This window comes from Alteromonas sp. ABV4_515, from assembly GCF_056160345.1.
The window spans coordinates 38953-62497 of the sequence record NZ_JBSWWZ010000005.1; the positions used below are offsets into that span (position 1 = coordinate 38953).

18 protein-coding genes are annotated in these 23545 nt (G+C 47.9%); 8 read left to right on the top strand and 10 right to left on the bottom strand.

Annotated features, from left to right (window positions below; all coding sequences use genetic code 11):
* Window positions 1–10: 10 nt before the first annotated feature.
* Entirely contained in the window at window positions 11–877 is an 867-nt protein-coding gene (locus ACXAGX_RS12470; protein WP_474838706.1) for an NAD(P)-dependent oxidoreductase, read from the bottom strand.
* A gap of 144 nt (window positions 878–1021) precedes the next feature.
* Between ACXAGX_RS12470 and ACXAGX_RS12475 the strand changes: the two genes are divergently transcribed.
* Both ACXAGX_RS12475 and ACXAGX_RS12480 read left to right on the top strand, forming a co-directional pair.
* Window positions 1022–1501 (top strand): glutathione peroxidase, encoded by a 480-nt coding sequence (locus tag ACXAGX_RS12475; RefSeq protein WP_474839117.1) that lies wholly within the window; start codon window positions 1022–1024, stop codon window positions 1499–1501.
* An 18-nt stretch (window positions 1502–1519) separates the two neighbouring features.
* Window positions 1520–2536, top strand: a complete 1017-nt coding sequence (locus ACXAGX_RS12480) for a 2-hydroxyacid dehydrogenase (RefSeq protein ID WP_474838708.1) — start codon at window positions 1520–1522, stop codon at window positions 2534–2536.
* Between the two features lie 47 nt (window positions 2537–2583).
* Here ACXAGX_RS12480 and ACXAGX_RS12485 read toward each other — a convergent pair whose 3' ends face one another.
* The 4 genes from ACXAGX_RS12485 to sohB form a co-directional block, all read right to left on the bottom strand.
* Window positions 2584–3339 (bottom strand): methyltransferase domain-containing protein, encoded by a 756-nt coding sequence (locus ACXAGX_RS12485; RefSeq protein ID WP_474838710.1) that lies wholly within the window; start codon window positions 3337–3339, stop codon window positions 2584–2586.
* Between the two features lie 67 nt (window positions 3340–3406).
* Window positions 3407–4168 carry a Nif3-like dinuclear metal center hexameric protein gene (locus ACXAGX_RS12490; RefSeq protein ID WP_474838712.1) on the bottom strand — a complete coding sequence of 254 codons (762 nt, stop codon included), beginning with the start codon at window positions 4166–4168 and terminating at the stop codon, window positions 3407–3409.
* 28 nt (window positions 4169–4196) lie between these two features.
* On the bottom strand, window positions 4197–4826 hold the full coding sequence (locus ACXAGX_RS12495) for a TetR/AcrR family transcriptional regulator (protein WP_474838714.1): 630 nt from the start codon (window positions 4824–4826) through the stop codon (window positions 4197–4199).
* Window positions 4827–4838: 12 nt separating this feature from the next.
* Window positions 4839–5873, bottom strand: coding sequence for a protease SohB (gene sohB / locus ACXAGX_RS12500; protein ID WP_474839119.1), 1035 nt, complete (start codon window positions 5871–5873; stop codon window positions 4839–4841).
* A gap of 405 nt (window positions 5874–6278) precedes the next feature.
* Between sohB and ACXAGX_RS12505 the strand changes: the two genes are divergently transcribed.
* From ACXAGX_RS12505 to ACXAGX_RS12520, 4 genes are all read left to right on the top strand, one after another.
* The gene (locus tag ACXAGX_RS12505) at window positions 6279–6551 is read left to right on the top strand and encodes a hypothetical protein (RefSeq protein ID WP_474838716.1); all 273 of its coding nucleotides are present in this window, start codon (window positions 6279–6281) and stop codon (window positions 6549–6551) included.
* Between the two features lie 202 nt (window positions 6552–6753).
* Window positions 6754–7839 carry an efflux RND transporter periplasmic adaptor subunit gene (locus tag ACXAGX_RS12510; RefSeq protein ID WP_474838718.1) on the top strand — a complete coding sequence of 362 codons (1086 nt, stop codon included), beginning with the start codon at window positions 6754–6756 and terminating at the stop codon, window positions 7837–7839.
* Between the two features lie 12 nt (window positions 7840–7851).
* The gene (locus tag ACXAGX_RS12515; protein ID WP_474838720.1) at window positions 7852–11034 is read left to right on the top strand and encodes an efflux RND transporter permease subunit; all 3183 of its coding nucleotides are present in this window, start codon (window positions 7852–7854) and stop codon (window positions 11032–11034) included.
* On the top strand, window positions 11027–12523 hold the full coding sequence (locus ACXAGX_RS12520; RefSeq protein ID WP_474838722.1) for a TolC family protein: 1497 nt from the start codon (window positions 11027–11029) through the stop codon (window positions 12521–12523). Before ACXAGX_RS12515 ends, ACXAGX_RS12520 begins: the two co-directional genes overlap by 8 nt.
* 99 nt (window positions 12524–12622) lie before the next feature.
* Here the strand turns inward: ACXAGX_RS12520 and ACXAGX_RS12525 are convergent, their stop codons facing one another.
* On the bottom strand, window positions 12623–15217 hold the full coding sequence (locus ACXAGX_RS12525) for a VolA/Pla-1 family phospholipase (protein ID WP_474838724.1): 2595 nt from the start codon (window positions 15215–15217) through the stop codon (window positions 12623–12625).
* A gap of 313 nt (window positions 15218–15530) precedes the next feature.
* Between ACXAGX_RS12525 and ACXAGX_RS12530 the strand changes: the two genes are divergently transcribed.
* Entirely contained in the window at window positions 15531–16277 is a 747-nt protein-coding gene (locus ACXAGX_RS12530) for a YciK family oxidoreductase (protein ID WP_474839121.1), read from the top strand.
* A gap of 68 nt (window positions 16278–16345) precedes the next feature.
* Here the strand turns inward: ACXAGX_RS12530 and ACXAGX_RS12535 are convergent, their stop codons facing one another.
* Together ACXAGX_RS12535 and glnS are read right to left on the bottom strand one after the other, a co-directional pair.
* Window positions 16346–17260 (bottom strand): sialate O-acetylesterase, encoded by a 915-nt coding sequence (locus ACXAGX_RS12535; RefSeq protein WP_474838726.1) that lies wholly within the window; start codon window positions 17258–17260, stop codon window positions 16346–16348.
* Window positions 17261–17395: 135 nt separating this feature from the next.
* Window positions 17396–19060 (bottom strand): glutamine--tRNA ligase, encoded by a 1665-nt coding sequence (gene glnS / locus ACXAGX_RS12540; RefSeq protein ID WP_474838728.1) that lies wholly within the window; start codon window positions 19058–19060, stop codon window positions 17396–17398.
* 207 nt (window positions 19061–19267) lie between these two features.
* Here glnS and ACXAGX_RS12545 point away from each other — a divergent pair, with 207 nt between their 5' ends.
* Window positions 19268–20308, top strand: coding sequence for a LacI family DNA-binding transcriptional regulator (locus ACXAGX_RS12545; protein WP_474838730.1), 1041 nt, complete (start codon window positions 19268–19270; stop codon window positions 20306–20308).
* 76 nt (window positions 20309–20384) lie between these two features.
* On the opposite strand, the gene ACXAGX_RS12550 is transcribed toward ACXAGX_RS12545, so the two are convergent.
* Window positions 20385–22079 (bottom strand): alpha-amylase family glycosyl hydrolase, encoded by a 1695-nt coding sequence (locus tag ACXAGX_RS12550; protein WP_474838732.1) that lies wholly within the window; start codon window positions 22077–22079, stop codon window positions 20385–20387.
* Window positions 22079–23536 carry an MFS transporter gene (locus tag ACXAGX_RS12555; protein WP_474838734.1) on the bottom strand — a complete coding sequence of 486 codons (1458 nt, stop codon included), beginning with the start codon at window positions 23534–23536 and terminating at the stop codon, window positions 22079–22081. The genes ACXAGX_RS12550 and ACXAGX_RS12555 overlap by 1 nt, the downstream gene beginning before the upstream one ends.
* Between the last annotated feature and the right edge of the window lie 9 nt (window positions 23537–23545).

Below are 23545 nucleotides of genomic sequence, written 5' to 3' on the forward strand. Positions count from 1 at the left end.
GACTGCAAGACTAAGACGTTGACAGTCGGGTCAGTAAGCTTGATGTATCCCAGCGGCCGCCCCCTGCTTTTTGTACATCGGCATAATACTGATCAACCAGTGCGGTAAGCGCAAGCGTAGAACCATTGCGCCGTGCTTCATCAAGGGCAATCGACAAGTCTTTTCGCATCCAATCAACGGCAAAACCGTAGTCGTATTTCCCCTCTAGCATGGTTTGCGCACGATTTTCCATCTGCCATGACTGTGCCGCACCTTTAGAAATAACATCGATAACGGCCGCACAATCTAACCCTGCCTGTTGACCAAAATGCAATGCTTCCGACAGGCCCTGAACAATACCGGCAATACAAATCTGGTTCATCATTTTAGCTAACTGGCCACTGCCCGCATCACCAAGTAACTGGCTATGGCGCGCATAGGCATCCATGACTGGCTGCACGCGATCAAACACCGCCTGATCTCCTCCCACCATAATAGTGAGCTGACCATTCTCAGCGCCTGCCTGGCCGCCGGAAACCGGTGCATCGAGAAACCCAAGTGATTTTTCTTTGCAGCGCTGGCTAAGCGTTCTGGCCACATCAGCAGAGGCTGTGGTGTGATCAACCAGCACCGCGCCAGCCGCCATGTTATCTATGGCTGTTCCTGCCACTGCGAGTACGTCGTTGTCATTGCCCACACACATAAACACGATGTCTGCGCCAGATACCGCGGCAGCAATGTCTTTAGCGAACTTGCCGCCATATTGCTGTTTCCAGCTTTCTGCTTTGCTAGTTGTACGGTTATAAACCGTGACGTCGAAGTCCGCATTTTGCAGGTGACCCGCCATGGGGTAGCCCATAACCCCAAGGCCAAGAAAAGTAACTTTTTTCACAGACATTGTATTCTCTTCGTTATACGTGATAATGAGATATTCAGCTAACTTGCTGATTTCATTTAAACGGTTTTGTCATCATCAGGATAATAACAAAACTACGAGTAAAAGCAGCTTATGCGCGCTGCAAACCAACTGAGAGACGATAACATGCCTTCGGTTTACGATTTCACCGTGACATTAAATAATGGCGAGACACTGCCCTTAGCATCACTAAAAGGGAAAGTGCTCGTCATATTTAACACTGCCAGTCGTTGCGGCTTTACCCCGCAATATGAAGGACTTGAAAAGTTGTGGCAACAATATAAAGATAAAGATGTTGTGCTGATTGGCTTTCCCTGCAATCAATTCGGTAGCCAGGAGCCCGGCTCCGACGCCGATATCGCGCAGTTTTGCGATCTCAACTACAATGTCACTTTTCCCATGTCGGTGAAGGTCGATGTCAATGGCAACAATGCCGCGCCGTTGTTTAACTACTTAAAAGATGAAGCCCGGGGCGTACTCGGTACTAAGGGCATAAAATGGAACTTTACCAAGTTTGTTGTCGATAAAAACGGTGTAGTACGCCACCGGTTTGCGCCAACAACGAAACCAGAAGAATTGGAGAAGTCTCTGCTTTCTCTGATTTAAGCCTAATAAGGAAATATTATGGTGGGTAAAAGCTCGGCTATTAAAATCGGTGTGTTTAGCAGTAACCCTTACGACGAAACATCGTTATCTGCCCAGGCAGACAACAGAATTAGTCTTCAGTATTTTTCCGCCCACCTCAACGACGCCACAGTGGCGCTATGTAGCGGGCTCGATGCGGTTTGTGTATTCGTTAACGATAACGTGAGTGCCACGGTATTAGCACAACTTGGTGCGATGGGCGTTAAACATGTTGCCCTGCGATGCGCGGGTTTTAATAATGTGGATCTCGATAAAGCTCAAGCACTGGGTATCGCCGTATCCCATGTTCCCGCCTATGCACCGGAAGCCGTCGCTGAGCATGCGGTAGCGCTCATGCTTACCCTCAACCGCCGTATGCACAAAGCCTACAACCGGGTAAAAGACGGTAACTTTAATCTCAACGGTTTACTCGGTTTTAATATGGCGGGCAAAACCGTAGGTATTGTAGGCACCGGGCATATTGGCAAGGCAACGGCAAAAATCTTACTGGGTTTCGGCTGTCAGGTATTGTGTTTCGACCCTTACCCCGATCGCCATCTGCAAGATGCTGGCGTCCAGTATGTCGCCCTCGATAAACTGCTTGCAGAGTCACACATTATCAGTTTGCATTGCCCGTTAAACGAGCACAGCTACCACCTGATTAACCAAGACAGTATTGGCAAAATGCGCGATGGTGTCATGCTTATTAACACATCAAGAGGCGGCTTGGTGGATACCCAGGCACTGATAGATGGGCTAAAAATGCACAAAATTGGCTACCTTGGCCTCGACGTGTACGAAATGGAATCTGAACTGTTTTTCAAAGATCATTCCTGCGAAATTATCCAGGATGACGTATTTGAGCGATTATCCACCTTTCATAATGTGCTCATTACTGGGCATCAAGGCTTTTTTACCCGGGAAGCGTTAAATCAAATTGCCCAAACCACATTATCTAATGTGAAAAAATGTGCAGACAAGAATATGGATACCACCACGTTTTTAGTGAAACCCTGATTGCCCTTTCTGCATTGCGCGGCAAAAAACACGCACCACCGGTCTACTCAGGCCGGTTTTTCTAGTATCAGGTGCATGTATTTTCCTAGCCAGCAATAAGGCGCTTGATTCATATACTGCTTTTCCAATGCCACCAGCGCTTCAAATTCAGCATCGGTGAGTTGCCGCTCTCGCATGTAATCATGAAAACAACGTATGCCAGTGACAGCGTTCACAGTGAACCCCAGTGATTCTGCATGACTAATAACTTCTGCCGGCACCAGCGGATTATTCGGATTCAAACGCACCTGATTTTTTACTTTCATCCCACGATTGATGTAGTCAAAATTACCGTAGATCGCGTTGCCAAACAGCGCCGCATCACGGTTAAAAAACGTTAAACTCAGTGCACTGCCAGGTTTCATTTTTTGATAGATAAGGCTTAAAGCCTCCAGGGGTTCGGCTAACCACTCCAGCACGGCATGACAAACGATGAGATCTTGCTGGTCAATCTGCGTTTCGGTCTGAATGCTGCCTTGTCGGATGGTTACTTGCGGAAGTTCCGCCAAATATTCTCTGGCGAGTGACAGTACATCTTCCGATGCATCCACTAATGTCACGTGGTGACCAGCATCGGCAAGCACTTTTGTCATAATGCCGGTACCCCCACCTAAATCCATAACGTTAAGTGGCCGCGACGATTGTAGGTACGGTGTAAGCGTTTCTACCAACAGCAAATGACGCAAACGCCCTTTGGTGGTGCCATAGATATTGGTGGCAAATTTTTTTGCAATACCATCAAAGTATTGGTCGGTAGATTTCATAAATGCATCTGCAGTAAGTTGAACGACTCGTAGCTACATACTCGTTGATAACGTTGCTAAGAAGAGATTAGGCAGGATTATCAATGTCGATAAATTCGACATTTACTTCCAGTTCTGAAGCGAGCCACTCTCCCACGGCCTTTACCCCGTAACGCTCGGTAGCGTGGTGCCCGGCGGCATAAAAATGGATGCCGAGTTCGCGGGCCGCGTGAACGGTTTGTTCCGACACTTCACCGGTAACAAATGCATCTACACCAGCAGCAATGGCTTGCTCGATATAGCCCTGTCCGCCCCCAGTGCACCACGCAACGGTATTGATGTCTTTCGGAGGGTGCCCTTCGTGCAACACGTTTCGGCCCAACGCCGTTTCAAGTTGCTGGCGAAATGCCTCACCAGACATGGCTTGGGTGGTGCGTCCTGTAAATATGATGCCATTAGGCTTTACGCCAGATAAAGGCGATAGATCAGTTAGCCCCATGATGTCACCCAGTTGCGCGTTGTTACCGTATTGCGGGTGAACATCGATAGGCAGGTGATAAGCCAAAAGATTAATGTCGTTCTTTATCAAAGTACGAATACGCTTCCCTTTCATGCCGGTAAGCGCAGGATCTTCGCCTTTCCAGAAGTACCCGTGATGTACCAGAATGGCATCAGCATTCAACCTCACTGCTTCGTCAATTAACGCCTGTGAGGCCGTAACCCCCGTAATTATCTTATTGATGTCTTGGCTACCTTCAACCTGTAAACCATTGGGGCAAAAATCGTTAATTTCTGCGGGGCGCAATAATTCATCTAAAAACGCAGCGAGTTGGTGCCTGGTGACGGCCATGATGCCCTCCTGATAATGGCGATAAGACTTAGGCAGAATGCCCGGCAATGCCTTGGGAAACAAAAGGCACGAGATGCAGAATAACGGCTTGAATATCAACATCCTGATTAAAATCGGCTTCTGCGATTTCAGTCAGGGCCTGACTGGAAGCCATGGAAAACACAAAACTGCCGATGGCGAAATGCAGCCGCCAGAATAATTCGTGATCGTCGACCTCTGGCAAACTGGCATGCAGTGCCGCCATCAATCCGGCCACAGACTTACCATAATCGTGCATGATAAACCGGCGCAAATGCCCTTGCGTTTCGTTATAGCCACGACCAAGAAGTTGTACAAACAGCGCTGTGCCTTTGGGTCGTACGTTAGAAAGGGTTATCATTGGTGGCACCAGAGACATAAGCAGGCTTTGTACGCCACCGACGCCAGTTTCCACTTTATGCTTAGCAAGTACCGTATCAATTTGCGGCATCAACACGTCAAAGTAGCGTTTCAGCACGGCCTGGATGAGGTTTTTCTTGCTACCAAAATGGTAATTCACTGAAGCCAGGTTCACATCAGCACGAGCAGTAATTGCGCGCATGGAGGTTTGTGTGAAGCCTTGTTCAGCGAACAAGGCTTCAGCGGCATTGAGTATTCTAACTTTGGTATCTTTCGCCATGGCGCTACAGCACTACTGAAACCACTGTCTGGATTTAGACATTACACGCATAATGCTACGCTCTACCGCTGTTGAAACAGCGAAGCCCAGTTTCTCTGCCATGGTCTTCTTCTGCGCGTATTTTACCGCAAAGATTTCGCGGGCCGGATGATGCGAAAGAATATAGTCATCAGACGTCATAATGTCGTCAACCAGGCCAAGCTCTTGTGCTTCCGCCCCTAACCAAACTTCACCGGTGGCGACTTTTTCAATATCCAGCACGTCGCGCTGAGATTTCACCCACAGCTTAAACTGCGTATGAATGTTTTCTAAATCGTGTTGGAATTTCTCACGGCCTTCGTCAGTATTCTCACCGAATACGGTCAGTGTGCGCTTGTAATCGCCGGCAGTGTGTTGCTCAAACTCAATATCATGCTTCTTGAGCAGCTTATTTACGTTTGGAATTTGAGCCAGTACACCAATAGAACCAATGTAGGCAAAGCGAGCAGATAACAACGTATCGGCAACACACGCCATCATGTAACCACCACTCGCGGCGACTTTATCGACAGAAATGGTGAGTTTGATGCCGGCTTCTTTAATCCGCTGCAGTTGTGATGCAGCCAGACCGTATCCGTGAACCACACCGCCACCACTTTCCAAACGCACAAGAATTTCATCCTGCTTTTCTGCGACGCACAATACTGCGGTAATTTCTTCACGCAAACGCTCTACTTCATGGGCGTCCATAGAACCTTCAAAATCAATAACGAACAGGCGGGATTTTTTCTCACCCTCTTCACTTTTCTTACTGTCTGATTTATCTGCTTTGTCTTTTTTCTTCTGTTCCTTGGCCAGCTTCTTCTGTGCGGCCTTATCAAGTAATACCGAGCGTGCATAATGTTTAATATCATTTAGCTGCTCAGTCAGCGATATAATTTCAAGCTGGCCTTTGCCTGGCTTTTGGCGACTGGCGCTGCCCACTATGGCAATCAATACAATCACAATGGCCACTACCAAGGTGACAGCCTTTGCCAGAAATAGTCCGTATTCGTACAAAAACTCCAACATCTTCTCCTGATTTTTCTTCTACTACGGCCCTCACCGGGCGAACAGCATATTAATACCGTTTAAACAGCGGGATAGTTTAACAAACAAAGCCATGACTGACGACACTCTGATTTCATGTTGGTGCTAACGGTTTTGTGCAATACCGATAACTGACGAAGAATAGCCTCATGCTTTTTTAACTGGTTTTCACACGCCGTTTACAAGCCAGGTTATCCTTTGAACACTAACAAATAAGTCGTAGTGAAACACCGGTGAAAAAGGGTCATTTATCTCACAGCACCTTGTTTAACAACCTCACACTTCGTAGCATCTTAATTGTCTTTAATGCAGGTAAGCGCAATTCCTTTGTTATTTTTTAACCAAATACGTCAAACACTTATATCAAAAAGGTTCCCAGCCTTCTTGATGGTGTTTTTCTGTGCGCTGCTGATAGAGACAAAACAGTGTTATCTTACCACCGCCGTTCAGTTTCATTCTGACGCGTCCATTTTTACACTGTCGTTTAAAGTTGAAGACGTAGAAGACGAGCAATTTGATCCGTCTCCCCCCATTGCTCAGCAAATTCCGCCCCCGCATTATCATCTGGTATCGTTATTTGAAGTTCCTCAATATGCGGTTTTTACGTCTTCTTTCCGTTTTGTCCAACCTCCCTCTCGCGCGCCACCGGTTTTCTGATCAGTTCAGCATTCGCTGACTGATATCCACTGTTCTTTTTTAATCATGTACTCCGGAGCGCATTAATTTCGCTCTGGCGTTTATCTGCGACCACACTGCCAGTTGTTTATTCTTCACTGGCTGGTGAGTCTGTTGTCGCGCTTATTTTTTGTTCGTCTGGCTTATCAGTCCGGCGACAGGCATCTATTTACAAAAATTATTTATGAACAAGAAAACAATCGTTGCACTGAGTGTCGTTTCTATCCTCCTTTCAGGTTGTGGGCAGGAAGAAGAAACCTTCCATGAACCCTCGCTGGCACTGGCGGTCACCCATCCCATTAAACAAGACAATACCATTGTAAAAGAGTACGTGAGTCAAATACGTGCCATTCAACACATTGAAGTACGCGCAATGGAAAAAGGCTACCTGCAACAAACGTTTGTTGACGAAGGTCAGACCGTTGAGCAAGGTCAGCCGATGTTTAAAATTACTCCCACCATTTATGAAGCCGAGCTTCACAAGGCACAAGCCGAAGCCAACGCGGCACGGGTCGAATGGGAAAATACGCAATCGCTGGAATCACAAGACATTGTATCGTCTACAGAATTGGCCGTGGAGAAGGCAAAGTACGACAAAGCCCTGGCAGAAGTTGAACTGGCGCAAACCCATTTGGACTTCACCGATATCCGGGCCCCGTTTACAGGCAAAATGGACCACCTTGAAGCCCGCACAGGCAGCTTACTCGACGAAGGCGAATTACTGACAACCCTGTCCGATTTAAGCGAAATGTGGGTGTATTTTAATGTGCCCGAGTCTCAGTATTTAGATTATGTCCAACACGGTAGAGACATTACTGAAACCCCAGTACATTTAAAGCTAGCGAATGGTTCGGTGTATTCACAAACCGGACATATTGACACCGTTGAGGCGGATTTCGACAACCATACTGGTACCATCGAAATGCGGGCCTCTTTTGCCAACCCGAATAGCTTATTACGTCACGGTCAAACCGGAAATATTTTGATGGATGTGGCCTACCCTGACAGTATCATCATTCCACAAAAAGCGACGTTTGAAATTCTCGACCAAACCTATGTTTACGTTGTTGATAAGGATGATGTTATTCATTCTCGTCACATTCAGGTTGCTGCAGAATTACCCAACATTTTCATTGTTTCCTCGGGTCTTGATGAGAATGATACAGTGCTCATTGATGGTTTACGCCGTGTGGCGAATGGCGACCATATCAATCCTGATCCTGTTCCGGCAGCGCAAGCCTTCGCCGAACTTCATTTAGACGCGGAATAAGGGCACAGGTTTATGTTTGGAGTTTTTATAAAGCGACCGGTAATGGCAATTATGCTTTCTGTCATGATTGTGTTTTTAGGCGTATTGTCGATTTTCTCTTTGCCGACATCGCAATACCCCGATATTGCACCACCTCGTGTACTGATCTCACTGGCTTACCCGGGATCGAATGCAGATGTGCTGGTAAAGTCCTCGTTGGTCACCATCGAGCGTTCTATCAACGGTGTGCCTGGCATGAAATACATTGTGTCTGACGCCACCAGTGCCGGTGAAGCGACAATCCAGGTCATTTTCGACCTCGATGTTGATCCCAATCAGGCGCTGATGAACGTGAAAAACCGGCTCGATCAGATAATGAACCGGTTACCGCAACTTGTTCAGCTTGAAGGCGTTGTGGTTAATCGCGTGCAGCCTAGCATGCTCATGTACATCAATGTCTACAGTACCGACAAAGATGCTGATGAGAAGTTTTTGTATAACTATTCGAATATCAATGTCATTCCTGAAGTGCAGCGTGTGAAAGGCATTGCCAGTGCTAAAATACTAGGTAGCCGCCAGTATGCGATGCGTGTTTGGCTTAAGCCTGACAGAATGCGTGCCTACAAGATCTCCGTCGATGAAATAATGGAAGCCATGGATGAGCAAAGCTTAATTGGTCGTCCTGGTCGTTTGGGCAGAAGTTCGGGCATTGATGCGCAGTCGAAAGAATATGTCTTGGTGTATGAAGGCCGTTACAACAAACCCGAAGAATATAAAAATATCATTATTCGCGCCGACTCAGACGGCAAATTGCTGAAACTTGGCGATGTCGCCGAAGTAGAATTGGGCAGTGAATTTTTTGATATTTATTCAAACAAAGATGGCTATCCTTCGGCGGCCATTGTGCTTAAGCAAAACTACGGCAGCAGTGCGAACGTAGTTATCGATAACGTAAAAGAAAAGATGGCGGAGCTGGAGAAATCATTCCCCGCAGGTATGCATTATGAAATCAATTACGACGTTTCTAAATTCCTCGATGCGTCCATAGAACAGGTTCTGCATACGCTAGGAGAAGCGTTTGTTCTGGTTTCCCTGGTGGTATTTATTTTCCTGGGTGACTGGCGCTCAACGTTAATACCTATCATCGCCGTACCCGTGTCGCTCATCGGTACTTTCTTTTGCATGCAGGCATTCGACGTAAATATAAATTTAATCACGCTATTTGCTTTGGTACTTGCCATCGGCATTGTGGTCGACAACGCCATTGTTGTGGTGGAAGCGGTGCATGCCAAAATGGAAGATGACGCCACCATGAATGCTTACGTGGCAACAAAGCAAGTTTTGGGTGAAATGGGAGGTGCTATTATCGCCATTACTCTGGTCATGGTTGCCGTTTTTGTACCGCTAATATTTATGGCCGGTCCGGTGGGGGTGTTTTACCGACAGTTCTCTATCACCATGGCGTCGTCGATTGTTATTTCATGTATTGTTGCCCTGTCACTTACTCCGGTGCTGTGTGCAATGCTGCTGAAAAACCATCATGGTCAGCCTAAGAAGCGCACGCCTGTCAGCAAGTTCATTGATGCATTTAACCGTATATTTGAAAAAGTAACAGGCCGCTATACCCGCATTATCGCTGCCATTGTTAACCGTCGGGTTGTAACAGGTATTGTGCTGATTGCGTTTATTGCCGGTACGGGATGGGTGAACCAAATCCTGCCGTCAGGCTTTATTCCCGGTGAAGATCAGGGCCAGATTTACGCGATCATTCAAACCCCACCCGGCTCTACCCTGGAAGCAACCAATAAGGTGGCGCGGGAACTTCAGAGCATGGCGCTGGAAATTGAAGGCGTATCGTCGGTTTCTTCCCTTGCTGGTTACGAAATCCTCACCGAAGGACGTGGTTCCAATGCGGGTACCTGTTTGATCAACTTAAAGGATTGGGCGGATCGTGAACAGACGGTGCCTGAAATCATCGAAGCATTGGAAGAAAAAGCCCATCACCTCGGTGCAACCATTGAATACTTCGAGCCGCCAGTGGTACCCGGCTATGGTGCATCATCCGGTTTGTCGTTCCGATTATTGGATAAAACCAATACCACCGACTACCAGGAATTTGATCAAATCAACAAAGATTTCATGGCTGAACTTGCTAAACGCAAAGAGTTAAAAGGCTTGTTTACCTTCTACGCAGCCGATTACCCACAGTACAAAATCGAAATTGATAATCAGGCCGCCATGCAAAAAGGCGTTTCTATTAAAACCGCCATGGAAAACCTGGACATTCTTATCGGTAGTACCTACGAGCAGGGTTTCACCCGCTTTAACAATTTCTTCAAAGTGTACACCCAGGCGGCACCCGAGTATCGCCGTTACCCAAGTGATCTGCTGGACTATTATGTACGCAACGAAGAAGGTGAAATGGTGCCCTATTCCGCCTTTATGAAACTGATTAAAACCCAGGGACCGAATGAAATTACCCGGTACAACCTGTATACGTCGTCTGCTATTCGGGCAGAACCGGCAAAAGGTTATACCTCGGCAGATGCCATTCAGGCAGTGCGAGAAGTTGCCGCAGCCACACTCCCCCACGGCTACGACATAGGCTGGGAAGGACTGTCATACGATGAAGCACAGCGCGGCAATGAAGCGGTGCTCATCTTTGTGGTTGTTCTGTTGTTCGTTTATATCGTGCTCGCGGCGCAGTATGAAAGTTTACTGTTACCTTTTGCAGTGATCCTGTCTCTGCCCACGGGGATTTTTGGTTCAATGATGCTGCTCAAAGCCGTGGGACTAAGTAACGACGTCTATGCACAGTTAGGTCTCGTCATGCTAGTTGGCTTGTTGGGTAAAAACGCCGTTCTAATTGTGGAATACGCGGTACAGAAAAAAGAACAGGGCTTGTCCATCAAACAAGCCGCGATTGAGGCGGCTACGGCCCGGTTCCGTCCTATTCTGATGACATCCTTTGCCTTTGTTGCCGGACTCATCCCGCTGGTTATCGCGACCGGGGCCGGTGCGGTAGGAAATCGCACCATCGGTTCATCTGCTCTTGGCGGCATGGTTTTCGGCACCGTATTTGGTGTGCTTATCATTCCGGGCTTGTATTACCTTTTCGCCAAAATGGGTGAAGGTAAAACACTGATTAAAAACGAAGACCACATGCCACTGACCGAAACCTACGACTATAACCACGAGGAGGCTAAACATGATTAATTCATTCTCTATTCGTAATACCGTTAAGCCACTTGCGTTAGCAGTCACAGCCGCCTTGGTGCTGCAAGGCTGCGCCATACCTGATATTCAAACACGAGACGCCCAGGTGGCACTGCCCTCGAATTATCAATCATCGTTATCGAGCGAGCACGTGAAGATAGATTGGAATGAATGGTTTGAAGATCCTCACCTCATCGAGCTCATCGACACCGCGCTGGCAAATAACCAGGAAGTGGCCATGATGTTACAACGCATCAACATGGCGGCGAACGAAGTTTACGCCAGAGAGGGGGAATATTTGCCCAGCGTGTCGGCGGGGGCGGAAGCTGAAACCGGTAAAGTGGGCGAATATACTCGCGACGGTGCCGTGGAAGAGCAATTGCATATTCGCGGAGACAAAGACTTCCCCGATCCTCTGGCTAACCTTCGCCTGGGACTCAATGCATCGTGGGAGTTAGATGTGTGGCATAAACTGCGTGATGCGTCCAAGGTGGCATCACTTGAATACCTTGCCAGCATTGAAAGTCGTCAGTTCTTCATTACTGAAATGGTGGCTGAGGTAGCAAAAACCTATTATGAATTGCTTGCTCTGGATAACCACCTGAGTAATTTAGATGCCACCATAGCGCTGCAAAAAAATGTGCTAAATACCATTCAAAAGCTTAAGCAATTCGGGCGTTCATCTTCCCTGCCCGTTGCGCGCTTTAACGCGGAGGTAAACAAAAATTTAAGCGAACGCTATATCGTGCAGCAAGAAATTGTTGAAACCGAAAATAAACTGAATCTGCTGCTAGGACGTGCACCGCAGCACATCGAACGCGATGCGGATCAGTTAATGTCGGCCAAACTGCATAAACCTGCTGCCGGGGTACCGTCGGAATTATTAAGTAATCGTAGCGATATCCGGGAAGCCGAACTGGAATTAGCCGCTGCGAAACTGAATATCAGTGTCGCAAAAGCCAATTTCTATCCCTCGTTTGCACTGCATGCGGGAATAGGTTTGGAAGCGTTCGATGCGAAATACCTTTTTAACACCCCAGAGTCGGTAGCATATTCCTTGTCTGGCGATATTTTCGCGCCACTCATCAACCTGCGTGCCATTGAAGCGCAATATAAAGATGCCAGTGCAGCGCAAATTCAGGCTGCATACGAATACGAGTACACCATTGTACGCGCCGTGTCTGAAGTGTCTTCGGGGCTATCGAAACTCGACAACCTCAACAACAGCTTTGCATTGAAAAGCAAACAGATAGAAGCACTGGATCAGTCTGTAGATGTAGCTAATAAGCTCTTCGCATCGGCGCGAGGTGAATATCTTGAAGTTCTGCTTGCTCAGCGGGAGTCATTGGAAGCTAAAAATGCGCTCATCGATACCCGTAAAGAGCAGCTAACGGCACTGGTTGAGCTTTACCAGTCATTAGGTGGTGGATGGAAAGAAGCGGTATCTGAAAATGCCAATCCTACTGGGATTGACAAATATACCGGTTAGCTCGCCCTGTTAACCCGTTAAGTTAACGGTGTTCTTGAAGACCATAAAAAAAGCCGGCTCGTTATTGAGCCGGCTTTATTTTTATGAGCAACTAATTGGCTAGTTTGCCACCACCGATGTATCCGTGATTGGGATAACTGTCGCATCGCTAGACAGGAACCCAGCCACTTCTCGCTGCATCTCAGTTGTCGCTGCGGCACTGGCTTCAGGACTCAAGCTTGATGCGTGCGCACCTTGATTGAACAACACCAGTCCACTTACCGGATCGCCCGTCGCCGTTACACTGATTTGCTCCAGGCCAGCGATAGCAGCAAAAGGAGCCTGGCCTGCCAGAGGCAGCGAAGTCGTTACCGGAATTACTTGATCAGGTAAGTTATCACCACCATCACCGACCACGGTCATCATGTGCACAGGCGTGGTTGCCGTCATGGTTTGCGCATAGTTGTTCGGGTCACCCGCATCCAACACGGTTTGTGCGGCAAAGGCAAACTGCGACAGCACGGCTTGTACTTCCGCGGCCTGGGCCTCTGTCACATTCTCTTCAAACACGGCGACGGCGGCCACGAGTTGCTCCTGCGTCACATCGGCTGTGCCATAAAGTTGTACCAGCAAGCCCTGGAAGTCTTCAGACGATTCGGACAGAAGCAGCCCTTTGATCAGCGGCCCAAAACGCGGCGAGTCAATTAAAAATTGCGCAACACCACCACCCGGTGATTCTAGAGAAGCAGCTTGCACTGCATACATGCTGTCGAGTGCCGCTAAATCACCACCCATGGTTGAATTGGTTACCGCTGCAAAGTCAGCGCCTGTTATTGCGCCTAACGATACACCCATAAAATACACACGACTAAGATCAAACTGTGCCGCACTCATGGTGGTCATATCATTAACCGCATTTAAGCCTAATCGCAGACCCAGTAAGTCAGACACACTCTGACGCACATTGTCACGGGCCGTTGGCAGCGACAGCAGGTTCATATAATGCGTTGCACTTACCGTGGTTGCATTGATTTCATCTGTACCGTCACCGTTTAAGTCAAAACCACGACTGCCGTGCAGCGGGTGATCAATGGCAACGGTGGCAATACCAGCCAGTGACAACGCACCTGTAATCGCCAACATATCTTCTTTCTTACTGGTAATGCCGTGCATCAGAATGGCTACCGGCCAACCCGCTTCAGGTTGACTGATTGGGAAGCCTAAGCCAGCCGCCACAGTGGGTTCTGGTACGGTTACCTGCACGTCTAACGCTTGAACTACATTTGTCTGTGGTACAGGATTAAACTTCGTGATGTTCCGAGCCGAATCCAACATCTCACCATTTACACGAAGGTCGGCTAATCCGATCTGTTCGCACAAGGTATAATTGGGCCCCGGTGTCGCGGCCGCTAACGCTTCATCCGGTGCGCCAGCAAGCACGATGCCGCTATCACAGGCTGCTTGCCAGAATCCCGTGGTGGGAGCTAATGGATCTTCCGCAGAAGGCAACGCCAGGTAATAAGGTAATGAAACACTTCCCTGATAATGAGATGCAGCACAGAATGGCCCCGCCTGGGCTAAAATACCTGTTGAAACACCCACCGCGAAATCATTAAGTGCGCCCCATGTACCCGCCATCGCACCAGACGAGGTGCCAAGTAAGCCCGAACAGGTTTGTAGACTGTCAAACCCGCCCGCCGCCAGCGTGGCTTCAATGGTAGGGATAAAAGCAGCGAACGCTTCAGGTAACGCCGCAATCCCCTGTTGAACCGCACCCGCTAACGTTTCATCATCAACCAGGTTTAGCGCTTCCATCGCATTGGTCGCGCCCTCGGGATCAGTAATCGTGATTACCGGTAATGCTTGCGCTGCGGTAGGGTCTCCCGCTGCTGCACGGCCAGCAAATTCCGCCACCATGACACGCTTCACCGAATTCAACGCAATGTCTGTGCTTTGGGTGGTAAAGGCCGAAACATAGCTGATGTCTTCACGGGCGTAGCCCATATCAATGATGGGATCGACTAAGGAATTAACCAATGTTTGTAACTGTAACTGCGCCGATGAGCTCAGTGGCAGTGTATTAATATCCTGTCTCACTAACTCCCAGGAAGTTGAACCCATCACACCATTACCACTGCTGTCTTTTAAGTCGGTTGTCATGACCAGCATGTAACCTTGTGCAGGTTTCAGAGGTTGCAGCGGTACCACAGAAATCGTGTCGCTATCGACCAGTGACAAAACATAGTCCACACCATACTGAAGCTGATCACCTACTTTACAACCCGACGATGGAATGGTCAGGCTGGCACAATCAGGATCGCTTTGATCTAAACCTAACGTCGCTTCAAACAACATAATCCCATCAGCCAATGTCGAAGCATCGAGGGAAACACCGCTCGGCGTCGTCACCTCAATAACGAACGGATGTTGTGTTGACCAGCCATCCAACACGTTCAATGCGTTTTGTGGATCGGAAAAATCAGATGGGTCGGCAACAGGAATATTGAGCGTGTAATCAAAAAAACCGTCATCACCGGGCAGCATGAGTAAATCGTTAGGAATGTTGAGATCGCCCGCTGCCGGGTCAAAAACAATGCGAGAAAAAGGCGTCTGGACCGGCGTATCAGCCTGAATGTCCTCGAGTGTGTCTGAGCCACCACAACCCGTTAGACCCAGTGCCAGGGCCACACTGGTACTAATAAAGAGTTTTCTCATTTTTTCTCCCTTAATAGGCTTTGTTGTTATTGTGCTTCATGGATAAAATCATGCACGAGTCACTGCTTGATAAAATTATATCGTTGTAAAACAACCAATGTTCAAACAAGTATGACCAGTTGAGTATGGCTTAATATTATGAGCATTACCCAAATTTTGCAAAGGTTTGTTAACAATTAGTAAATTAAATTTAATAACCTAAATTCTTCAGGGAAATTTCATGGCTAATGGTTTACAAGTGCATGACGCTGAGTATTATCAGGTCACTCAAGGCGCTGCGCCCTCAGTAGTGTCGAATTCAAGGTTAGAATCTATGCCCACTAAATACCAGGCAGCTGAAGAATTACTCGAAAATAAAATTATCCTGATCACTGGCGCAGGAGATGGTATTGGCGCTGAAGCAGCCAGAACTTTCGCCCGTTTTGGTGCCACCTGCATTTTATTAGGTAAAACGGTATCCAAGCTGGAAAAAGTCTATGATGACATCGTTGAGGCCGGAGGCCAGCAGCCAGCCATCATTCCGCTGGATTTAAAAGGGGCGACAGCGAAAAACTATCAAGATATGGCACAAACTATTATTGATCAGTTTGGAAAGCTTGATGGTGTATTACACAATGCCTCTATGCTTGGCCACTTAAGTGCTTTTTCAGACATTCCTGAAACGGAGTGGATGGATGTGATGCAGATAAACGTGAACAGTGCCGCACTGATGACGCAAGCGTTGATCCCTGCGCTTAGAAAAGCGCAGCATGCTTCAGTGGTATTTACCAGTTCGGGTGTGGGCAAAAAAGGCCGCGCATTTTGGGGCACTTATGCCGTGTCTAAGTTCGCGACAGAAGGTATGATGCAAGTATTGGCTTCAGAATTTGAAAACAGGGGGTTACGTTTTAACTGTATTAACCCTGGTGCAACCCGCACCAAAATGCGCGCTAGCGCCTATCCTGCGGAAGACCCAATGACCCTGAAACCCCCTGCTGACCTGATGCCGGTTTATCTTTACCTCATGGGTGATGACAGTTTAAATGTGAATGGTCAGTCAATTGACTGTCAGCCGAAGTAACAAGACCAGAAACAGTACCTTATTAACATGAATTGGGGAGCTTAACGCTCCCCGTTTTATTGGGTGACTCAGATGACAGATTTATCACAGTTCTGCTGTAGTTTCATCATCGCCTCGGCAAACGCTTCGCCAAGATGAACATAACCTTCTGATGTATAGTGCCAGCCGTCTGCTACATGCTTTTCATTATCGAGCGTGGTGACAAACGCAGCACATACGTCGTTATCAACAAAAGACTTCTGCGCTTTCTGAACAATCCCGTGATAATCCATGCGCTTGCCGTCAGTTTCATCCATACCAGAGTCCGTGATTTTGCCAATGACTACCGGCAAATCATCATCCCGCAATGCAGCGCGGATCAGTGTCATCAATTGTTTTAGGTTTGCTTCATAAGCTTCTGCCACTTCTTTACTTTCCGCTGCATCAGACTCTCCCTGCATCCACACGATGCCAGCAGGCACTAGCGTATCCAGCTCACCATCTAAATCAATATCAGTCGGCTCAAAAGCAAGGCGTAAGGCGGTCAGAAAATGATCGTATTGATTAACTCCGGTTTTCTCTTTGTAAAAAGGAAACCAGCTGCCGTGACCCACACCTTCGGCAATGCCAGAACCACCTTTAGCATACTTGATAATGGCTAAAGGTTGATTGCCGTTTACAGAATAGAGTTGATGGCCAAATGAGACTTCTGGACCAAACGTATCACTGTAGAGACTTACCCGGCCATTGGATTTAAATCCGGTGCCCGTACCTGGCTGCAACGGCGCCCACACGCCTTTTCCTCCGCTGGTATCATCATCTGACACGACATTGCCGGTGAACAAAAACACATGCTCTGCAGGCTTGCTATGTAATGGCTCAAGATCTTTGATCTTGCCATAGCCCTCCATGTTTGATTGACCGCCTAAAAAGTAGACTGGAAAGGTTGCTGATACCGCTGAAAAAGATAAAAGTGTGGTAATGGCCAGAATTCCGCGTTTCATGATGTTCCCTGTTATCAACGTTTTTTACCAGATTACGCAACCCTGCAGCCGGCATCAATCAGAAATACGCATAAAAAAACCGCAGCGATGCTGCGGTTTAAAATAAGAAACTAATAGTCAGTTAATGATCAGTAATTAATCGGCAATTTTCGCCCAGGAGTCACGTAAACCCACTGTTTGATTAAATACTTTTACGCTGTCGCTACTGTCGTTGTCTAAACAGAAGTAACCGGTGCGCTCAAACTGCCAGCCACCAGCGGCAGGATTCTCGCTCAAACCTGGTTCTACAAAGCCAGACTTAACCACTAACGACTCTGGATTAATGGCGTCGACAAAGTTTTCTTCAGCAGCAGGATTGGGCACATTAAACAAACGGTCATACAAACGGAATTCCGCTTTATCTGCCGCTTTGGCATCAACCCAATGAATAACGCCTTTCACTTTTCGGCCATCGGCCGGATCTTTACCCAAGGTTTCGGCATCGTATGTACAGAAAATGGTAGTGATGTTTCCTTCCGCGTCTTTTTCAACACGCTCAGCTTTCACTACATAGGCATTGCGTAATCGCACTTCTTTGCCAAGAACCAAACGCTTGAATTTCTTGTTCGCTTCCTCGCGGAAATCTTCCGCTTCGATCCACACTTCACCACTAAACGGAATAGTACGGTTACCCATACTTTCGTCATTCGGATGATTCGGCGCTTGGAGCTGTTCACTTTCACCGGCAGGATAGTTCTCAATCACCAGCTTAACCGGCTCCAATACCGCCATTGCACGCGGTGCGTTCACGTTTAAATCATCGCGGATACAGGCTTCAAGCATGCCCATTTCCACCATGTTATCCATTTTGGTTACACCAATGCGCTTACAGAACTCGCGCACCGATGCCGGCGTGTAGCCACGACGACGTAAACCAGCGATGGTGGGCATACGCGGGTCGTCCCAACCACTCACATGATTTTCTTCGACCAATTGAATAAGACGACGTTTGCTCAACACCGTGTATTCAAGATTCAAACGTGAAAATTCGTACTGTTTAGGCGTACATTCTATGGAGATGTTTTCAATGACCCAATCGTAAAGACGACGATTATCCTGGAACTCCAGAGTACACAGTGAATGTGTGATCCCTTCGATGGCATCTGAAATACAGTGTGTAAAATCGTACATGGGGTACACGCACCATTTATCACCTGTTTGATGGTGATGGGCAAACTTCACCCGGTAAATAACCGGGTCACGCATACACATGAACGGCGATGTCATATCAATTTTTGCACGAAGAGAGCACTGACCCTCGGCGTATTCACCCGCCGTCATTTTTTCGAATTCGGCGCGGTTCGTTGCCGCGTCGGTATCACGATATGGGCTGTTCTTACCTGGCTCGGTTAATGTACCACGCAATTCTCGCATGGTTTCCTGAGAAGAGAAATCAACGTACGCTAAACCTTTATCGATGAGTTCGAGGGCGTAGCCGTGCAGGCGCTCGAAATAATCTGATGAATAGCAAGCCTCACCACTCCAGTCAAAACCCAACCAGTGTACGTCTTCTTTAATAGAATTAACGTATTCGATGTCTTCTTTTGCCGGATTCGTATCGTCGAAACGCAGGTTGCACGACCCTTGATAGTCGCGAGCGATTCCAAAATTCAAGCAAATGGACTTCGCATGACCTATGTGCAGAAAGCCGTTAGGCTCCGGTGGAAAGCGTGTTTTGATAGAATCATGTACACCCGCCGCAAGATCTTTATCAATGATCTGCCGGATAAAGTTGCTCGGATGATGTTCCGTTTCCGCCATTCGCCGTTTCCCCTTTATTGAAAAGTGTTTTTGCAAGTTATGTAATGAGTATAACCCGTTGCCAGACAGGGCTCTATGATTAATTAAACTTGTCGTAAACAAGCGGCTAAAATACCATCGAATACGGGATAAGGGGCAATTAACTCAAGCGATTCCTTACAACTTATGTGGTAGAATACAACTTTTGTCACTTTACGTTTTCCAGGCATGAAAGAAAAAGCCACGTCTTTTGATATTGCGCATATGGCCGGTGTTTCGCAATCAACTGTGTCCAGAGCACTGAGTAATAGCCCGCTGGTGAATAAAGAAACCCGCGAGCGCGTTCAACGTATCGCCAAGCAACTCAATTACAAAGTGGATAAAAACGCCAGCAACTTGCGAAAGCAGAAGAGCAATACCATTGCTTTATTGCTGTTTGAAGACCCCACCACCGACGATTCATTGATCAACCCTTTTTTTCTCAATATGTTAGGTAGTATTACCCGTGCCAGTGCGGCAGCGGGTTACGACTTATTGGTGTCGTTTCAGAATCTGGATGACGACTGGCACGCCGAATTTGAAGATTCCAAAAAAGCGGATGGCATCATTCTACTCGGCTACGGCGACTACACGGCATATCGCGATAAACTGGCCCAGCTCGAAGAGCAAGGCACGCACTTTGTCCGATGGGGAGCCAAAGACAACGACCATCCCGGTATCAGTATCGGCTGTGATAATTATCAGGGCGGTTACGATCTCACCCGACACCTTATTCAACTGGGCAAAAAGACCTGCGCGTTTATCGGTGATGCTGGCGGCCACGCCCCCGAATTTTTAGCCCGCTATCAAGGGTATCGCCAGGCATTGGTCGACCACGGAATCGCTGTAGATACATTTGTAAGACTCGACGCCAACTCCACCGACGAAGCAGGCTATAAGGCTACGCAAACTTTGTTAAACGCAGGCAGTCCACTGCCCGAAGCCATTGTGTGCGCCTCTGATCTCATCGCCACCGGCGTGTTACAGGCCTTAAAAGAAAACGGCTATCGGGTACCGGAAGATGTGGTGGTAACCGGGTATGACAATATTTCTATTTCCGCCTTTACCACACCTGCACTGACCACCGTGCAACAAGATACACGGCTTGCTGGCAAGTTATTGGTATCCAGTTTACTTAAAGCCATCAATAAACAAGCCGTTGAAGATTACCTGATGCCTGGTGAACTCATTATTCGCGAATCCTGCGGCGCTTCGCAGCATCAAGCGTAATCTCATCACGAGCCCAAAAAGCAAAAAGCAGTCGTTTCTGACTGCTTTTTTCATTGCATTGATCTTGAAGACTTATTTACTGATTGTTCATTTGATTAAGCAAAGCGTCTAATAAAGCCGGATTGGACACCTCACCGTTGCGTACCCAAACCTGTACCCCGTGAGCCGGTACTGTTGATGTAAGCGGGTTACCGTCAACCGTAACTGATTGGTGACTTATTTGCTCTGTCCATTCGCCATGTTGCATCATACTTGTAATAGCAAATTTTGCTGGACTATCGCTTTTGTTGAGCAATACTAAGGCCGTTTGCGCGGCATCTTCGTCTTGTACCACGCGATAAAATGCCGCTCGGTCGCCTTCCAGCTCAAGCATGTACTGTAGCCCTCGCTGCAATGCTGGCGTTTTCTGTCGTACGTGAGCGATGGGCACCAACGCTTTATAGATGTCATGGTCAGGAGCGCTATCTACTTTGTCCTGACCATAATAATTACGGTTACCACTGTGCTCAGCGGTACCGCGCATGAAGCCGGTTTCAGAGCCCATATATACCACCGGAATGCCGCGGGACGTAAACAACCAGTTATGCGCATCGATGAACCCTTGGTTGGTTGCATTCATTCTTGGCATATCGTGGTTATCGTAAAATGTGGTGAGGTCGTAGGGGTTATGATACGGCCCATGGGTGAGATAAAGCGCGTCGCCTAATGCCTCAAAGCCTTTTGCTTCCGTTCCAAAAACCGACACCATCGCTTTTTGCATGGGGAAATCCAGCACACTGATATTGCCGTTCTTGGGTAACGTATGCTGAGCAATAAAGTTCGCATCGTATTGGAAACTTTCACCAAACATATAGAAGCCTGGATGTTGCTCACGAATACGATCTGACATCACCCGCCAGAAGCTGTGTGGTACGTGTCGTATAGTATCAATTCTAAACGCGTCTGCGCCCTGCTCTATCCAGTATAAATAGGAATTGATCAGATAATCCTGCACGGCCGCATTCGACTCATCCAGGTTCGACAGCTCCACTAAATCAGGAAAAGGATGAAAGAAAGCCTGCAGCGGATTGGAGGGGTCGAGTTCTGTAGGGTGAAGGTTGCCATGATCTGCCACCAACTTGCCGCTAGCATCATAGATTTCACCAAAGCCAGGTTGATCCACCGGCATAGTAAAGCTGGGGGAACCGTGATTTGCCACAATATCGAAGACCGTTTTGAGTCCGGCATCATGCATAGCACTGGTGTAGTCTTTCACGCTGAGGGAGTCGCTAACCAGATGCTCATCTGCTTTGTAAAAATTCGTCGCCCAATAACCGTGATAACCGGTTTTCCCGCCGTCTTTAAACTGACCACCATAGGTGATTTGTTCACTACCCGTAAAAGCCTGGTTCGGATTATCAACGACCGGGGTTAACCACACCGCAGTGAATCCCATTGCTTTAATGAAATCGACATTGTCGACCACACCTTGTAAGTCTCCCCCCATGTAGCCCACGTTAGCGTAGTGACCGTCCGGTCCATCGAGGCGCAGTTCCCAGGTAGGATGCTCGCCACCCTGGGTTTCATAATTGTTTGTTGGGTCACCGTCGACAAAACGGTCAGTCATAATGAAGTAAATAGCCTCTGCGCTAAACGGCTCATTGGTACCCTGTAGAACAGGGGTATGTGTTATAGCCTGCGCTGCCGCAGACTCTGTCGGTGTGCCTTGACACGCAGATAATCCCGCTGCAGTGGCCAGCAGCATACATTGGGTAATTTTTGATTGTTTCATCATAGTTCCTTGTCTACCGCCTGCTGACTATTGAGTTCGTTCTCGCGAACAAACAAAACAGCGATGGCGCCGCAGATCATCGATACACCAGCGACCAGAATGATATTGATCGCGGTGTTGTCAAACAGGCTGCTTAAAATCCAACCGGCAGTGAGTCCGGCCACAATTTGCGGAATGGCAACAGTAAAGTTGAAGATCCCCATATACACACCGGTTTTTTCTGCGGGCAACGAGCCTGCGAGCATGGCATAAGGCATGGCTAGGATTGCTGCCCAGGCGATACCCACACCAATCATCGGTATCATTAAATTGACAGCCCCTTGGGGAACCGTAACTTCGGTAATAAGCAAATTAACGTGTACGGCTTCCAGATCCTGGAAAAAGAGAAAACTGATGTAACCAATGCCACCTAACAACAGTGAACCGGCATAAATGGTTTTACGGCCAAAACCATCGGCTAAGCGAGCCAGAAAGACTGAGAACAAGGCCGCAAATACACTGTAGGCGGCAAACAATATCCCCACCCAATCACCGGCAGCCCCTTTTGCAGCAACAACAAACTCGGGCATGCTACCTACCGACGCAATATAGGCAGGATCGAACCATTGTTTGTCTATATTCCATATGTGCTGGGTGATGGCGGGCATGGTATAGACCCACATGATATAAAGCGCAAACCAGGAAAAAAACTGCACCACCGCCAACTGCTTCATGGTGTCAGGCATGGTTTTAACCAGTGTCCAGAAAGGGGTTTTGTCTGCCTGCGCTGCATCGTCAACATTCAGCCCCTTGTAACGGGCATAATCTTCTGGTGCGTACTCTTTGGTTCGAATAACAGTCCAAATCACCGTTCCCAATAAGACAGTGGCGCCAATGTAAAATGCCCACACCACGGAAGGTGCAACCTCACCTAACGCAGCCGTATTATCCAAGCCAACCACATTGGTGAGAATGAAAGGCAATAAGGAGCCGATAACGGCACCAATATTAATCAGTAGCGCTTGCACAGAGTAACCGGCATTGCGCTGAGACGCGGGTACCATGTCGGAAACCAGTGAGCGGAAGGGTTGAAAACAAACGTTGAAAGAAGCGTCCATGAGCGCCAACATCATCGCGCCAAACAGCATCGGGGCCATTAATGTAACGAAGAGTGGCGCATTTGGCATGAGCAACATGCCAATGGCCGCTGCGATGGCGCCTGCGAGAATAAAGGGGCGTCTACGACCTAACCGGTTCCAGGTTCGGTCTGATGCAGAGCCAACAATAGGTTGTATGATCAACCCCATAATAGGCGCCACCAGCCAAAATAATGCCAGTGAGTGTAAGTCTGCCCCGAGATCAGAAAGAATGCGACTGACATTGGCATTTTGCAGGGCAAACCCAAACTGCACACCGAGGAAGCCAAAACTGACATTCCATATTTGCCAGAAAGGCAAGGTAGGTTGTGTTTTATTCATTTTATTCTC

Excerpts from the sequence above, each read along its gene's own strand:
- ACXAGX_RS12530 (WP_474839121.1), top strand. The coding sequence starts at position 15,531 with ATGCCCACTAAATACCAGGCAGCTGAAGAATTACTCGAAAATAAAATT.
- ACXAGX_RS12535 (WP_474838726.1), bottom strand. The coding sequence starts at position 17,260 with ATGAAACGCGGAATTCTGGCCATTACCACACTTTTATCTTTTTCAGCG.
- ACXAGX_RS12490 (WP_474838712.1), bottom strand. The coding sequence starts at position 4,168 with ATGGCCGTCACCAGGCACCAACTCGCTGCGTTTTTAGATGAATTATTG.
- ACXAGX_RS12550 (WP_474838732.1), bottom strand. The coding sequence starts at position 22,079 with ATGAAACAATCAAAAATTACCCAATGTATGCTGCTGGCCACTGCAGCG.
- ACXAGX_RS12525 (WP_474838724.1), bottom strand. The coding sequence starts at position 15,217 with ATGAGAAAACTCTTTATTAGTACCAGTGTGGCCCTGGCACTGGGTCTA.
- ACXAGX_RS12545 (WP_474838730.1), top strand. The coding sequence starts at position 19,268 with ATGAAAGAAAAAGCCACGTCTTTTGATATTGCGCATATGGCCGGTGTT.
- ACXAGX_RS12470 (WP_474838706.1), bottom strand. The coding sequence starts at position 877 with ATGTCTGTGAAAAAAGTTACTTTTCTTGGCCTTGGGGTTATGGGCTAC.
- ACXAGX_RS12485 (WP_474838710.1), bottom strand. The coding sequence starts at position 3,339 with ATGAAATCTACCGACCAATACTTTGATGGTATTGCAAAAAAATTTGCC.
- ACXAGX_RS12475 (WP_474839117.1), top strand. The coding sequence starts at position 1,022 with ATGCCTTCGGTTTACGATTTCACCGTGACATTAAATAATGGCGAGACA.
- ACXAGX_RS12495 (WP_474838714.1), bottom strand. The coding sequence starts at position 4,826 with ATGGCGAAAGATACCAAAGTTAGAATACTCAATGCCGCTGAAGCCTTG.
- ACXAGX_RS12520 (WP_474838722.1), top strand. The coding sequence starts at position 11,027 with ATGATTAATTCATTCTCTATTCGTAATACCGTTAAGCCACTTGCGTTA.
- glnS (WP_474838728.1), bottom strand. The coding sequence starts at position 19,060 with ATGGCGGAAACGGAACATCATCCGAGCAACTTTATCCGGCAGATCATT.
- ACXAGX_RS12480 (WP_474838708.1), top strand. The coding sequence starts at position 1,520 with ATGGTGGGTAAAAGCTCGGCTATTAAAATCGGTGTGTTTAGCAGTAAC.
- ACXAGX_RS12515 (WP_474838720.1), top strand. The coding sequence starts at position 7,852 with ATGTTTGGAGTTTTTATAAAGCGACCGGTAATGGCAATTATGCTTTCT.
- ACXAGX_RS12555 (WP_474838734.1), bottom strand. The coding sequence starts at position 23,536 with ATGAATAAAACACAACCTACCTTGCCTTTCTGGCAAATATGGAATGTC.
- ACXAGX_RS12510 (WP_474838718.1), top strand. The coding sequence starts at position 6,754 with ATGAACAAGAAAACAATCGTTGCACTGAGTGTCGTTTCTATCCTCCTT.